Raw genomic sequence first — 14,714 nt, 5'->3', positions numbered from 1 at the left:
GAAAAACGCGGCTCTTTTATCAGGTAATAATAGCCAGGCTTAAATATATTCCTGTTCATCACTGTGAAAATGGTTGATAAAGTTTTTTCTAAACAGATTTATCTGGTTTATTTTGCGCTACTTATGAACACTAGATTTTTAGGGGCATTTCTTATTTTTATGATGACTTGTGTATACGGCTGGGGTCAGTCTTCTTTGCACGGAAAAATATTTGACAGGGGATATGAGCGGGTGGTAATTGCGGCAACCGTAAAGAATGTTAATACCAATGCCATATCAATAAGCGATATGGGAGGTAATTATAAAATACCAGCTTCCTTAGGCGACAGAATTATCTTTTCTTCAGTAAGTTATATTTCTGATACCATTATAGTGAAACAATCAATGTTAACCGATGGTTTAGATATCTATCTTCTTCAAAATATCATCCAGCTTGAAGATATAGACATTGGTGGATTAAGCAAATACCAGGTAGATTCCATAAGCAGGGCGGAAGAGTTTGCAGACGTATTGGGAACTTCCAAAAGCAAACTGGTTGGTGGCAGAGGGAATACGCCAACAGATGGTGTTGGTGTTACATTCAGCCCGATTACCAGGTTCTCAAAAAAAGAGAAAGAGCAGCGCAGGTTTAAGAAAACATTCTATCAGCAGGAGCAGGAATATTATATAGATTCCAAATTCCCTTATCAATATATCTCACAGCTTACAGGCTTAAAAGGCGATTCTTTACAAACATTCATGCTGAATTACAGGCCTACTTATAAATTTTGCAGGGCAAATGATAAAGCAGCAATGCTGGTATATATCAATGATAAATACAGGGAGTTCACAAATAAAACAGCACCGCCCCAGGACAAATATACCAGGCGATCACACAAAAAAGGTTAACACTTTGTATTGGATGAAGTATTTCGAGGGCTTTTTGCCTGGAATAATTTATTTCGTGATTTTATTTCTTTCATCCAGTTTCCAGTCATTATCAAAAAATCCGACAGCTTCAATAGCATTGCTGCCTTCTTTCAACATATTTAACCTGAAAATCATAAAATCCGGGAAGCCGCTGCCCCCGGCAAAATACTGATTGGCATTTGCAGCATTCATTCCTTTCAGCCCGGTGCCGCTGATAACAGCAATGGAATTAGTATCTGTGTTTTTTATCGGATACACAAAATATGCTGCAATATCATCTCCTTCATAAGTTTTGTCACCAACTTTTATTTTATTTCTCTCTACCTGTATTGGAGAATCACCCAATAATAATTGCCATGCGCTATTGGTTTGTGCATTGCCAAATAGAATAACATTGCGTCCCTGGTACGCGTTTAAATTATATGCTTTATCAGGAATAATATCTACCGCGCCATTACCACGGTAATACCATGACTCAGCATCATACACAGCTTTGTTGTACGCCCAATCATTCTCAGCTTTATTTCCTTTTGTGCCATATACAAATACCATTTGATGGTTGAATCCTTCTTTAAAAGTGCCATAACGCAAAGGTTTTTTTTCTGAAAGCAAAGGCGCTTTTCCTATACTCCAGGTATCATTATTTTTTATCAGGAATATTTCATCTGTAGCACTGGTTGTGACATAAGAGAGGTTGCTTGCACCATCCAGTACAATTTGTACCGCAGCGTTATTGCCGAATTGTGCAAGCGATAATTTTAGCAGGCGTATATTTTCTGCTGAACCTGTTATCTTTCTTTGTTTAATATCCCTGGTTAATTTTATGCGGCTGAATTGCAGTGGATACTCCTGCTGCATAATGGTTGCCCATCTGAATGCAGCAGATATGCCGGGACTCGAAGTTTTAAAATCAATATTATTTACAGCGCTGTCGGGTAATAATGTATGCACCTTAAAGAAGTTGAAAAGCGGCGGCCAATCAACACTTTCATTACTGAACCAGTGGCTTCCGCCCGGGTATTCCTTATAGGCAAAATCAGTATGAAACCCGCCCAGCACTTTGCGCATCTGCCTTGCATATTCAACAGAAACCGTTCTGTCTGAATCGCCATGGAAGATATATACACCCAGCGGCTTGTAATTTTCTGCCAGTTTTATTACGTCACTTTGATTACCTGCGCGTAATAATATTTGCTCGGCTTGTGAAGAAGTTGTGTCAGGAATTTTTCCGTCATGAGAACCATAATCTTTTAATGTGGGGTAGCCGGCACTTGGAGCAATTGCTGCCCATTTATCAGGATATGTTGCGCCCAGGAACCATGTGCCGTGCCCGCCCATTGAATGACCGGTAAGATATATTTGCGCAGGATCGGGTTTAAATTTATTTTTTGCAAGGGTCAATACTTCCATTGCATCTAATCGCCCCCAGTCTTCCCAGTTAAAACCGCGAGGTCTGCGATTGGTTGCGGCAACAAGCGTTCCCCAGTCTTTAGGTTTATATGCCCTCGCCTGACCTATAGCTTCCACTCCCGCGCCATGCACAGAAAGAAAAAGCGCTGCATTGTTTTTTTCTGATGACGATTGAGGGGTTACCGCATAGTATTGCAAGCTGCCATCTATTTCACTAATAAACGTATTACTGTATTGTTCACCTGCCGGTACAGCTTCCAATTGTGTACTGCTGTTATCTATAATGGTATTTTTATGCAGCAGGCTGATATCAAGCTGAAAATTACCTTTTTCTTTTATGGATGAAGCATCGAAGTTAAAAATCACTTTTCGTGTAGCCATTGCCGGTATTACAGGTAATACAGTTTCTATTGTACTGTTATTGATAACAGCTGTCATTTTCAGACCTGCAGCAGGTTTGGCTGTATTATTCACCACCACAATCGCTCCTTTCAGCGCAGTATTATTTTCTTCAAGGTTTATTACCGGTACTGTTGGGTCTTCCGTATTTAAAAAGACTGCTTTAGCTGGAAATGAAAGAGAAACTATTGTTCCGAACCCTGTCCGGATATAGAATTCGTTCAGTCCTTTCTTTAGCGTTACAGGAAGATGTAACCATCCGGAAGCATAAAGATCGCCGGCATGCGGCACTCCGTTTACATATACAGCGTTGGTTCCTTTAGTATTCAGTATAGCGTTTTTTTGCTTGTCTGACATATATGTAACATACAAATAACTATTATTAGCAAACATGCGGCCGGGTATACGGAACCGGTGAAGACTATCTGCCATCACTTCTTTCCATATCAACTGCTGCCCGGTATCTCCGGTGGCGAATACAATCCCGTTACCAGGCTTTTGCAATGTTCCGGAATATAACTGGTGTGCTAATAAATCAGTATATAAAGCTTCACGGCCATACTTATGCACGCCACTTACTGATAAACCTTTTTCAAAATAAACAGTATCCTGGGCTACTGCTGCAGAAATAATGAGTATTGTAAATATGGATAATGCAAATGCCTGTTTCATATACCTGTTTAATATTGAGTAAAGATAAGTATAGATATTATTGAGAAAGAAGGAATGAGGCAATATTCAGGCAAGCCGCAACATTACATTCAGCGATACATTAGCTGTTCGCGTTCTGCAATGTTGGTAGTTAAATATTTTTTCAGGAAAAATTTTTGTTCTTCACTTCTTTTGAGCAGCTTGTCAAGTTTTGATTGAAGCGTCGAAGTATCATACTGGTAATTTTCTGTAATTAACCCAATTTTACTGATCTTGCTTTTTGCCGCGGCAATTAATTCATTAATGGGATCCAGCATTTTTTCTATTTCTTTATCTGTTTTTGCCGGCAGGAATTTATTGTTACGGTAATTTACAAATGTGTTAAAAAATGCAGCTGCATTATTCAGATCAGCCACCGCTGCATTATATAAATTCATGTTTTCCTCTTCAGCTATAATTACTATTTTCATTCTGTTATAGCTCTGCCATATCCGGAACAATTCTTTATCAGTATTCATTTGCTTCATTCGCCTTTCTATTGCCATATACTGCTGAAGGCTGTCTGATGCCAGGAATACGGCAATTGAATCTTTATAATTAAATACCGCATTACCTTTTGAGCGTTTATATCCCACAGGCTTTTCCATCAGTTGCCAGACAGGATCGAAAGGAACATGCGATGAAATAAATTGTGAAGCGGTTCCAAGAAAATAATTATTGCGGGATGGCAGCCCGGCGTCCCAGGTGGGATCACATAAATACCAGTCGTTATTTAAATAAACCGCACACCAGCTATGCGCAGCGTTTTTGCCGGTGGCAGCTGCGGGTGTATAACCATGCACTACAAAGGCGGGGATGTCCATCCTGGTGGCAAGATCAGCAAACAAAACAGCGAAATTTTCACAAACACCTTTTCTCCTCCTCAATGTTGCCGCAACTTTCACTTCATGATCAACATTATTGAAATAATAGGAGCTGTCGTAATTATATTGTATATGCGTGGTAACCCAACTATAGGCTGCCTGCAGCTGGTCTGTTTTGTTTTTATAAAGCGACTGAAAATACATTGCCAGCGAAGCGGCGGATTCATCAATTGTAGCTTTCCTCTGAGGGGTAACAGGTTTTGCAGATGCAGAATCTGCATTCACTGATTGTGCATGCAGCATTGGTTCTAAAACCAGCATCATACAGCATATCAGCACAAAGGGTTTCATACCCTAAATTTAATAAAAAAGGTCACCATTTATGATGACCTTTTGATATTAAAATAAATTTCACTATTTCAGCTTAGCCAGCGCATCTTTAATACGTGCCAATGCTTTTTCAATATTCGTCATACTGTTGGCAAAAGAAATGCGGATGCAGGTTGGTTCGCCAAACGCGCTTCCGGTTACCGTAGATACATGGGCTGTATTCAGGAGATACATACAAAGATCATCAGCATTCGCCATAACCGCATCTCCGTCTTTTTTCCCAAAATATGCATCAACTTTCGGAAACACATAGAAAGCACCATCCGGAACCGCGCATTCCACGCCAGGAATTTCTTTCAACAAATCCAGTATTCGCTTACGGCGTTCTGTAAACGCTTTCAACATTTCATGAGATGGTGTAAGGTCGCCGGTGAGTGCATCAATAGCGGCACGCTGTGTAATAGAGCAGGTAGCGCTGGTCAATTGTCCCTGTAATTTTTCACATCCTTTTACTATTACAGGATCAGCGGCAATATAACCAAGGCGCCAGCCGGTCATGGCAAAGCCTTTACTCAAACCATTAACAATAATTACCCTGTCTTTTATTTCAGCAAACTGTGCAATGCTTTCATGCTTGCCCTTGTAATTGATATACTCATATATCTCATCGGAGATGATAAGAATATCAGGATGTTTTTTGAATACTTCAGCCAATCCCTTTAATTCTTCCCTGCTGTATACAGAACCTGAAGGATTGCAGGGAGAAGAGAACATGAACAGCTTTGTTTTGGGTGTAATCGCTTTTTCAAGCTGCTCAGGTGTGATCTTATAATTGCTTTCAATAGATGACTGAACGAATACAGGTTTACCATCTGCCAAACGAACAAGCTCAGAATAGGTAACCCAGAAAGGCGTTGGAATAATTACTTCATCGCCAATATCAACAACAGCTAAAATAACATTAGCCAAACTCTGCTTTGCTCCTGTGGAAGCCAGTATGTTTTCCGGTTTATAATCAAGATTATTATCACGTTTAAGTTTCACACATACAGCTTCGCGAAGATCAGCATACCCTGCTACCGGTGTATAGTGACTATAGTTATCATCAATCGCTTTTTTTCCTGAAGCTTTAACATGATCAGGCGTATCAAAATCAGGTTCGCCAAGGCTTAAATCAATTACATCTACGCCTTTGGCTCTTAATTCACGGCCAAGCTTAGCCATCTTCAATGTTTCAGGTTCATTGAACTTTTGTAAACGGGAAGAAAGTTTCATTTAATGATAATATTTTAATGTTACTGGTTTTAAAAAAGCCAGCAAAGGTATGGAAAATATGCAAATGGACAGTCAGCTTTGAGCCGTGATATGGGCTATCTGGATGCTAACCCACCACCTATAGCTCATAGCTGAAAGCTATCATATATACCTGTTAATAATATTTTCCAGCCATTCCTGCCTGCCGCTGGTTTGTTTTGGCTCACCATTTTCAGCAGCATAGTTCCTGAGATCTTCAAGGCTTAATTTGCCTGTTTCAAACGCTTTTCCTTTACCGCTGTCAAAAGAAGCATAACGATCTTTCCTGAATTTTTTATAAGGCGATTTCTGCAGAATATTATCAGCTATAACCAGTGCTCTTGCAAAAGCATCCATACCACCAATATGTGCATGGAAAATATCTTCCAGGTCGGTGGAATTACGTCTTGTTTTAGCATCAAAGTTTACGCCACCACCGGCAAAACCACCTGCTTCAAGAATGATCAGTAAACACTCTGCCAGTTCATTCAGATTAACAGGAAACTGATCAGTATCCCAGCCATTCTGGTAATCGCCGCGGTTGGCATCCATACTGCCAAGCATACCATTATCAGCAGCTACCTGCAACTCATGCTGGAAGGTATGACCGGCAAGTGTTGCGTGGTTCACTTCAAGATTCAGCTTAAAATCCTTATCCAAGCCATATTGACGTAAAAATCCAATAACTGTAGCGCTGTCATAATCATATTGATGTTTCGTTGGCTCGCAGGGTTTGGGCTCTATAAAAAATGTACCCTTAAAACCATTCTTGCGGGCATAGTCACGGGCAATGGTAAGGAACTGACCGAGGTGATCCAGCTCTCGTTTCATATCTGTATTGAGCAGCGTCATATAACCTTCTCTCCCACCCCAGAAAACATAATTTTCGCCATTAAGTGCAATAGTGGCATCCAACGCATTTTTAACCTGCGCACCTGCGTAGGCCACAGAAGCAAAATCCGGATTGGTAGATGCGCCATTCATATAACGCGGATTAGAAAATACATTGGCTGTGCCCCAAAGTAGTTTAACACCACTGGCTTTCTGTTTTTCTTTTAAATAGTCAACTATTGTTTTTACACGGCTTTCATATTCACCAAGCGAGCTACCTTCATCAACCAGGTCAATGTCGTGAAAACAGTAATAAGGCACACCCAATTTGGTGATAAATTCGAACGCGGCATCTGCTTTATCTTTTGCCCTTTGTACAGCATCAGCATTTTCATCCCAGGGAAATTTTTTTGTGCCCGGCCCAAAAGGATCAGCGCCGGTGCCACAGAACGTATGCCAGTAAGCTACTGCAAAGCGAAAATGATCTTTCATAGATTTACCTGCTACTACCCTGTTCTCATCATACCATTTATACGCAAGCGGGTTATCAGACTGCTGACCTTCGTATTTAATTTGTCCTATACCAGGAAAATATTCCCTGTTACCTGTAATGATGCTCATATTGTTAAAAGATTTTTTTGAACAAATAATCGTTATCCCTGATTTCTAAGGGGGCTAAAGATAATATATAATCATTGAAATATATTGCTGATTTCAGCCATTCAGAAAATATGTGTAAAAATGACAATTATTTTAATATTACTCAATTGTAATTTAATTTTCTACACGATTGTAAAATTCAGTAGTAATTCCTCAGGCAGGTTTATTTAGTTTTACTTTTATTTTTTTAAATCCCGTTCCCCTCAAAAAATTTTCCATCAATATCATACTTCTTTCCTCAGCTTTTTCAAGAACCTGTTGTTTCATAGCGCGGTCAATCATTTTGTTCCGCGCTTTTATTTTAACGGCGGTTATTTCTTTATCATTCCATTCACCAACCTCGCTAAAGGTTTCAATATCTGCAGGGTTCATTATAACATCCAGGATTTCTGCCGGCGGAAGTGTAAGCCTTACAGAATCTTCTTGAATAAATACAGACCCTGGTTGCAATTTTTTCAGATCGGTTCCTGCTATTATTTTACCCCTCGCAATAATCACCATTCTTCTCCCGGTTATGGGAAGCGCTCCAAAAGCAGAAAGATCGGGTAATAATGTTTCGATGGCCGATTTTTTCCTGATCTCTGCTGAATCAGCCACCACTTCATCAAAAATTGTAACGGTGCAGAGTTGCGCAAGTTCATTTATTTGCTTAATAAGAATGGGAGTATCCTCAATAATGACCGGCTTAGGCTTAAAAATATTTGCAATGGAAGGAAGCCATTTATCTTTAAACAACAGGGCCAGTACGATAACGACCAGAGCAATTACAATATATTTAACCGTTTTCTTAAGCATTGTTAATTGAGTTTAGCAGGAGCGCCTGTTTCTCCAAATCTTACTGTTACTTTTTCATATCCCAGGTTTCGCAAAAAATTACCTACAAAAAGACTGGCATTCGTTTCTGCTGTTTGCAAAACACCCAGCGAATCTGCGCTCGCCTGTATCTGGGTTTGCGCCTGTGCAGCGAGCATATTTCTTTCCTGCGATGAAAATTCATTTCTGAAAGCGCCTATTTCCTGGTATGCGACTTTAATATCTTCAGGTTTTATATTCAGTGAAAATAAAGTGGCCTGAGGAAGTGTCAGTATGATTTCTTTATCAGTAATATTAATATCCGTGGCATTGATTTTTGAAAAGTCAATGCCTGCTTTCAGTGTTGCTTCGCAGGTCATTAAAATTTTTCTATCGCCGAACTTATACCAGGTTTGGTCATCGCTTGCTTTGATGATCTTGTTAACAACATACTCCACTGTTACCAGTTGGTTCATTTCTTTCAGCGCCAAAATCTCCTGTTGCCGAGCGGCCTGCTTATTTGTGCAGGAAAAGAATAATAAACCAATGATGCTATATAGAAATAGTTGCTTAAGCATAATGCAATTTAAGTAAGGTGTTGCAATATGTTGAATTATTTACTGAAGCAGAAGTGTGCGACGCCACTGTAGTTTAATAGTAGTAATGCAGCTAAGCCCATAAAAGAAATGCACTATCTATCTCACTGTTTTGGAATATTCATCCAGTATTTCCTTTTCTTTTCTGGTAAGGCTGTTCATACCGCGTTTATGAATTTTTTCCAGTATCTGGTCTACCTGTCTCTGAGCATTAGCTTTTTTTGAATTGTATTTGTCTTCGATGGTATAATATTTTGAATGTTGCTTGTAAAAAAGATTATCCACCATCAGCAAATGTGGTTTTTTAATGATGACATAAAGAAAAATAAGTGACGGTATTAATATAACGAGTATAGGGAATAAATTATAGCGCAGCACAGATGGGTCGAGCAGAATACCAATCAGCAGCCCGGTAATTGCAGAACCAAGGTGCGCTTCATGCCCGACATTGGTTTTGCGGGAACGGATACCATAAATGGAATACAGCACAAAAGCGAGCCCGAATATCCAGGCAGGAATACCAATGGGTATAAAAAATAATCCTATGCTGAACCCGGGCGATAACGCGATAGCTGCGAATATCAATCCGCTTACCGCACCTGATGCACCAACCGAACTATAATCGCTATCTTTTTTATGAATAAGCAGTGCAAATAAATTGCCGCAGATAAGACTGCCAAAATATACCAGTAAATAGGAAAATGGGTTTAATATAGCTGCAAGGCTTCCGCTGAACAAAAAAAGCGAAAGCATGTTGAAGATTAAATGCATCCAGTTTACATGCAGAAAACCTGATGTAACGATACGATCATATTGTTTGTATAAGGTTACCTTCTCTACCTCAAATGAGTAGCGACTGAAAAACTCAATGTTCTTAAATCCCTTATTTGATACAATTACATTGGCTGCTATGATCAGCAGGCTGATAATAATGGTATATTCCATATTATAGATGAGGGTACTATATTTAACCCGGAACAAAAATAATGAATATAGGGATTAGCTATTAGCTGTCAGCTATACAGCAATTGAAAGTAGGCTGCCATAAGTTGAATAATAGCACAGTTTGCTCTAATGTTCATGTAGTCTGCTAACGGCTGACGGCTGAAAGCCTATCGCTGATAGCTGACAGCTGATCGCCCATCGCCCACAGTTCACAGCCCTCCCCTCAGCAACCATATATCAAATATCTTGGATTGATTACGCCAGTTCAGATCTGATTCTTCCGGTTCGTCAAAAGTAATGGTCATTTTTCCATCGGCATTCGCATTCAATGGCACTATCCATTCTTTAAAGGTTTCGGATTCTTTACTATACAATATTGGTGAAAGCCTTTGACCATCAACACGGATAAGTGCATCACCTGAACCACAAACACGGATCATATACCTTGTATTGGGATCAAGATTAGTATATTCAATCACCGGGCAGCGTTGAAAGGTTTGGAATGATAACCGCCTGCGGCTTTTTCCATTGTCCCACCAGGCTATATCTGTGGCATCATCAGAAATGGTTTTTACCCGCGGACCTTTGCTTACGCTGGATATATCATCATAATAATTACCGCTACCGGGGTTTTCCCATTTGCCTATCAGCAGCAAACGTGCTACCTGTTTTTCCGCAGGTTCTTTTTTCAGCTTTTCAAATTCATCTGCCAGCCACCAGCGGTTATTTAACGGGTAATCTACAAAATCGAGTACAGCACCACGCTCATACCCTTTAGCTTTATATTTTGGTACGCTGGTCTGTAATCCTATAGATTGATACAGATTTTCACAAAGCGTTTCTATACGTTTTCTCAGATCAACGGATGCCGGTTCGCTATCTGCTTTATTCACCAACGCCAATGCCTGCTGCATTGCAGCAGCGGTATTTGATGTATTTGCCGTTTGTAATATTTCATTAGCCTGCTGTTCCAGCGATTGCTCATATATTAACCTTCGGCGGGTATACGTATCATAATATGCCCGCAGCAAAAGCATTTGCCAGCGCCAGTTATTTTGTAAAGAGGAATTTGTTGTTTCAAGATTTTTCCAGAACGAAAAGCTGGCTTCCACGCCACCATTTTGCTGTAGTGGTCCGTACCAGTTTTGCTCCAGCGCGGCAATACCGGCAGCAGCAGGTTGAGCTACTTTAGGATTAAAGAAGAATTGTGTATACTCCTCAAGTATAGTATTTACATTCATCTGCGGATCCCAGCCACGCATACTCCATATTACTTTGTTCACATCATCATGGCAACCATCGGAATAAGAAACAAAACCATCTGTAAATGGCGCATAAGTTTCGTGAATTTTTGCAAAGGCAAAAGGGCGTGGATTTACCGACTCACGGCCAAGGGTAAGCGCATAAGCCTGGTCCCATTTTTCAACCGGGAATTCGCAACGAATGGAATGTGTTATATCAGGATATTGCCTGTGTTTGTATTTTGCAGGAAGACGGAAACGCGTTTCAGCTACAGGAGGGCTGCTGGGGCCGGATACTACTCCTTCTAACCAATCAGGGTTTTCATGCCTGAGATATTGGTAAAAATAATCTACCTGCTCTTCGCTAAAACCCTGCAATGAAATCCAGACTTTTGCATTGGGATGATATTTTACCAAACGGCTTTGTAACTCTTTTAAGAAGGGCATTACTTCAGAAGGATGATTATCTCCGGGATCTCCACCAGGGAAAAATATATGATCAAGCCGCGGGCATTTTTTATAAAATGCCTCGTGCATATCAAGCTCAGCCTTTCTTTTTTCTTTATTGGTCAGGTCGAAAGTTGCCGGTATCCATACCCAGTAATCCATATCATAAGCCTGGCAAATTTCACTTAAGCGCACATTCATTTCAGCGGCAGGTATTTTAAAATGCGGGCTTGGCGAATCATCTTCATGAAAAGGAATGCCCTCAACCGCATTGCTGCCGAATATGGCAAGCTCTCTTATATATTTCTCGTATTGCTTCACATCCCATGCATCATAAGAGTTTGCCGTAGTACGGTAGCCTAACTGGTGCCCCCGAATAGGATAAGCAGGTGATGACGCGTGATCTACCGGCGCGTTAAGCTGCACGATGCCTTTTTCCATATGAAGATTACGCAGCAGCCAGCCGGCACCGAACAAAACACCACGGGCATCAGCGCCTACGATCCATATTGTATTGCCGGGCATGCTTACTACACGAAAGCCTTCTTTTTTAAATTCAGGTCCGGCTTTATCGAGCCTGGCAAGTATTTCACTATTGAGTGCAGGGTCAGATGATAATGCGATCATAATAGCTTGTGCAGATTTTGCTGCACTGCTACCCGAAGCTTTAAGTGTAATACCCGAGCGTTGCGCTATTTCTTCAGAAAGCACCTTGTATACTGTTTGGCGCATGGGCGAAGGAACTGAAGGAGCAATATTGACTACCGCGTTTTTTAATGATATGGATTGTGCAGCAACATTTGCGTCTGCTATTGCGACAATTACTAAACCAAGGGCTAGTCTTATTAATCTTTTAAGCATACTATCTATTTACAAAAACAATTATTAGCAATATATATCAAGGAGATATAGAATGCGCCTGCATACTTGTTTGCAAAAAGAAAAATACGTTAAAGCTGTATTTATGATTGGAAGATAGTGGAATCTTTAATGTCTATTACATAAGTTTTTGTCCATTTGTCGTGCCAGGGAAAAGACGGAGAGCCAAGAGCGCTGAAACCATCAAAAGGCACTGCACGACATAACCCACGTAAAAAAGCTGTACCTGCTGAAATGGTAGTGCCATCCTGGTTTACCGCCCTGGTGCGGGTGATCAGTTTTCCTAAAGATCTTCCTTTGGTAAGGGTCTCAATCAATCCCATAAATAAGCCATACAAAATAAGCCCGATCAACCGATCCAGCACTCCAAACCCGGCACTGTTACCAGCAGTGTTAAGCCAATCAACAAATCCGGGGTTTATCATTGCGAATATAAAAGCGGATGCAAAAATGGCAATATAAAAAATGATGAGATCAATAATATAATTGGCAAACCGTTTACCTGTGCTTGCCTGAACCAAATGAGTAGATTCAATATCTGCAAGGAGATTTACTTCAGTATTTTCCATATGGCATTTTTTTAGGGTTTAACGTTGAATAACAAATTTAATTACACTTCTAATATATCTTTTTAAATGCTATTTTTAAAACAAATGATACTGCCGCCTCGGTACTTTTCGTATAATATCTGCCAGTGCATCTTTCAGGAGTGGATATTTAAACTGAAAGCCTGTTTCTATAATTTTTGTTGGCACAACCCACCGGCTCTTCAATACCAGTTCTGTTTCGGTGCCGATTAATGGCGCGCCGAGTTTGAGCATCCATTCATAAGCCGGTAAACCAAATGCATGCCCCGTTGCTTTACGAAGCAACCGCATAAATTCAGCATTGGACACAGGATTGGGCGAACAACAATTAAATGTGCCTGACAGGTGTTTATGTTCATATAACCATACTATCATGCGGCAGGTATCTTCTGCATGTACCCAGCTATACATCTGGTTACCGCTGCCCTGCCTTCCTCCCAAACCAAATTTGAGCAAATTGAAATAAGGGATCAGCACTCCACCTGGTCCTAAAGTGATTGCCATGCGCAGCGCAACTTTGCGGGTATAAGGCGTTTCCTGTTCATATAAAGCCTTCTCCCATTTTTTACAAACCTGAACGGAAAAGTCGTTATGGTATTCACCGGTATATTCATCCTGCCTGCGATCCACGGCATTACGGTATATAGTAGCCGAAGATGCGTTCACCCAAAGTTCCGGCGGATTTTTACACAGGCGGATGGCATTACCAATGGCATTCACACTATCGGTCCTGCTATCAAAAATTTCCTGCTTGTTCTTTGGTGTGTAACGGCAGTTTACAGATTTACCGGCAAGGTTAATAACAATATCCGCTCCTTCAATCAATGCCACCCAATCACCTGTGTTGATACCATCCCATTTAACATATTGTACGTTTGCAAGGTCAGTACTGCTGAGGGAATAATATTTATTGCGATTGTTTAAAGCGTTTATCATTTGCCGGGTAAGAATAACCAGGTGATTATTTTTCCCGAAATACCTGATCATTTCTTCACCAATAAAACCAGTGCCACCTGCAATAATTATTTTTTTGTTTTTCATACTGAAATATTTAACTGATGATATAAAGAATAATTCCGGAAAAAGAAGTGATATTGATTGCTGCGAGCCAGCGATTGCGGGTAATGATGCCGGCATAGTCCATCCTCCGCAGGTATTCACTGATGATAAAGATGGTGAGCAACAAAAAGTACAGGCAGACAATCCATATCGCTGAGGAAAAATAGGCAAGCACCGGAATCAGCAGCAGTAAAAGCAATACGGTTTCAAACGCCAGCATATTCACCTGTCCGATATATTCAAACGCTCTTTTAGCGGGCAGGGTAAACGCAAGTGTACAATTAAGCGCTACCAAAATAAAATGCGCTGTTTCCACCTCGTAAAAAGATTTGGTATAAGCAGGTATAGCTGAGAGCACATAGGTATGAATGGGATAGACCATCGCTGAGTTAAATGCCAGGAATAATACCAGAAACAGCAGGCGGTAAAATATATTAAAAGAAGGCGCGCAATCAATATCGCCCTTTCCGCATTTTCTGGCTACAATAACTTTCCGGTTATATGATACGAGCTTATATAGTTTTCGTAAGAACCAGTTTACAGGTTTTATATTAACAACTGCAGGCAGCCAGGGCATTTTTTCAGAGAGTATGTCAACCAGCGCATCAATGCCGTATAATACTTTGCCTGTGACTGTATCTATATAGGGTATCTCATCTTTTCCTTTATCAAAATCTATCCGGAGGAGAATATCATTATCGAGCCTTGAAAAAGGTTTTCTTTCTTCAGATTGCAGCAAACCATATTTCACAAACAGGTTACTATACCAGGCGCAGAGCGGGCAATTATCATCATAAATAAGCAGCTTCTGTTTCATATTAA

The 14,714-nt window shown here is 40.4% G+C and carries 12 protein-coding genes; 1 reads left to right on the top strand and 11 read right to left on the bottom strand.

All coding sequences use genetic code 11. The annotated features are described in order from the left end of the window. Positions 1-123 precede the first annotated feature (123 nt). Positions 124-888 (top strand): hypothetical protein, encoded by a 765-nt coding sequence (locus DC498_RS04120; protein WP_133176758.1) that lies wholly within the window; start codon positions 124-126, stop codon positions 886-888. 48 nt (positions 889-936) lie between these two features. Here DC498_RS04120 and DC498_RS04115 read toward each other — a convergent pair whose 3' ends face one another. The 11 genes from DC498_RS04115 to DC498_RS04065 form a co-directional block, all read right to left on the bottom strand. Continuing rightward, on the bottom strand, positions 937-3,390 hold the full coding sequence (locus DC498_RS04115; RefSeq protein WP_116872855.1) for a prolyl oligopeptidase family serine peptidase: 2,454 nt from the start codon (positions 3,388-3,390) through the stop codon (positions 937-939). A gap of 89 nt (positions 3,391-3,479) precedes the next feature. Beyond that, positions 3,480-4,583, bottom strand: a complete 1,104-nt coding sequence (locus DC498_RS04110; protein WP_116872854.1) for a transglutaminase domain-containing protein — start codon at positions 4,581-4,583, stop codon at positions 3,480-3,482. A gap of 63 nt (positions 4,584-4,646) precedes the next feature. Continuing rightward, positions 4,647-5,837: a pyridoxal phosphate-dependent aminotransferase gene (locus tag DC498_RS04105; RefSeq protein ID WP_116872853.1), complete on the bottom strand. Its 1,191-nt coding sequence runs from the start codon at positions 5,835-5,837 to the stop codon at positions 4,647-4,649. A gap of 141 nt (positions 5,838-5,978) precedes the next feature. Continuing rightward, a complete protein-coding gene (gene xylA, locus DC498_RS04100; protein ID WP_116872852.1) occupies positions 5,979-7,307 on the bottom strand; it encodes a xylose isomerase in 1,329 nt (442 codons plus the stop codon). A gap of 192 nt (positions 7,308-7,499) precedes the next feature. Next, the gene (locus DC498_RS04095; protein ID WP_116872851.1) at positions 7,500-8,141 is read right to left on the bottom strand and encodes a DUF4230 domain-containing protein; all 642 of its coding nucleotides are present in this window, start codon (positions 8,139-8,141) and stop codon (positions 7,500-7,502) included. 2 nt (positions 8,142-8,143) lie between these two features. Next, the gene (locus DC498_RS04090) at positions 8,144-8,716 is read right to left on the bottom strand and encodes a DUF4230 domain-containing protein (RefSeq protein WP_116872850.1); all 573 of its coding nucleotides are present in this window, start codon (positions 8,714-8,716) and stop codon (positions 8,144-8,146) included. Positions 8,717-8,833: 117 nt separating this feature from the next. Beyond that, positions 8,834-9,679, bottom strand: a complete 846-nt coding sequence (locus DC498_RS04085; protein ID WP_116872849.1) for a rhomboid family intramembrane serine protease — start codon at positions 9,677-9,679, stop codon at positions 8,834-8,836. Between the two features lie 209 nt (positions 9,680-9,888). Continuing rightward, complete coding sequence (locus DC498_RS04080; RefSeq protein WP_116872848.1) at positions 9,889-12,228, bottom strand: hypothetical protein; 2,340 nt, start codon at positions 12,226-12,228, stop codon at positions 9,889-9,891. A gap of 101 nt (positions 12,229-12,329) precedes the next feature. After that, positions 12,330-12,815 (bottom strand): RDD family protein, encoded by a 486-nt coding sequence (locus DC498_RS04075; RefSeq protein ID WP_116872847.1) that lies wholly within the window; start codon positions 12,813-12,815, stop codon positions 12,330-12,332. Positions 12,816-12,890: 75 nt separating this feature from the next. Further along, complete coding sequence (locus DC498_RS04070) at positions 12,891-13,874, bottom strand: TIGR01777 family oxidoreductase (RefSeq protein WP_116872846.1); 984 nt, start codon at positions 13,872-13,874, stop codon at positions 12,891-12,893. A gap of 10 nt (positions 13,875-13,884) precedes the next feature. Then, positions 13,885-14,709 carry a DCC1-like thiol-disulfide oxidoreductase family protein gene (locus DC498_RS04065; RefSeq protein WP_116872845.1) on the bottom strand — a complete coding sequence of 275 codons (825 nt, stop codon included), beginning with the start codon at positions 14,707-14,709 and terminating at the stop codon, positions 13,885-13,887. Between the last annotated feature and the right edge of the window lie 5 nt (positions 14,710-14,714).

The organism is Terrimonas sp., assembly GCF_003075435.1.
GTDB lineage: Bacteria > Bacteroidota > Bacteroidia > Chitinophagales > Chitinophagaceae > Agriterribacter.
The sequence above is the reverse complement of the archived record's forward strand: the minus strand, read 5'-3'. Positions and strand labels throughout refer to the sequence as shown.

Bases quoted from the DNA above. Each gene is read 5' to 3' on its own strand.
- DC498_RS04120 (WP_133176758.1), top strand. From the start codon at position 124: ATGAACACTAGATTTTTAGGGGCATTTCTTATTTTTATGATGACTTGT.
- DC498_RS04115 (WP_116872855.1), bottom strand. From the start codon at position 3,390: ATGAAACAGGCATTTGCATTATCCATATTTACAATACTCATTATTTCT.
- DC498_RS04110 (WP_116872854.1), bottom strand. From the start codon at position 4,583: ATGAAACCCTTTGTGCTGATATGCTGTATGATGCTGGTTTTAGAACCA.
- DC498_RS04105 (WP_116872853.1), bottom strand. From the start codon at position 5,837: ATGAAACTTTCTTCCCGTTTACAAAAGTTCAATGAACCTGAAACATTG.
- xylA (WP_116872852.1), bottom strand. From the start codon at position 7,307: ATGAGCATCATTACAGGTAACAGGGAATATTTTCCTGGTATAGGACAA.
- DC498_RS04095 (WP_116872851.1), bottom strand. From the start codon at position 8,141: ATGCTTAAGAAAACGGTTAAATATATTGTAATTGCTCTGGTCGTTATC.
- DC498_RS04090 (WP_116872850.1), bottom strand. From the start codon at position 8,716: ATGCTTAAGCAACTATTTCTATATAGCATCATTGGTTTATTATTCTTT.
- DC498_RS04085 (WP_116872849.1), bottom strand. From the start codon at position 9,679: ATGGAATATACCATTATTATCAGCCTGCTGATCATAGCAGCCAATGTA.
- DC498_RS04080 (WP_116872848.1), bottom strand. From the start codon at position 12,228: ATGCTTAAAAGATTAATAAGACTAGCCCTTGGTTTAGTAATTGTCGCA.
- DC498_RS04075 (WP_116872847.1), bottom strand. From the start codon at position 12,815: ATGGAAAATACTGAAGTAAATCTCCTTGCAGATATTGAATCTACTCAT.
- DC498_RS04070 (WP_116872846.1), bottom strand. From the start codon at position 13,874: ATGAAAAACAAAAAAATAATTATTGCAGGTGGCACTGGTTTTATTGGT.
- DC498_RS04065 (WP_116872845.1), bottom strand. From the start codon at position 14,709: ATGAAACAGAAGCTGCTTATTTATGATGATAATTGCCCGCTCTGCGCC.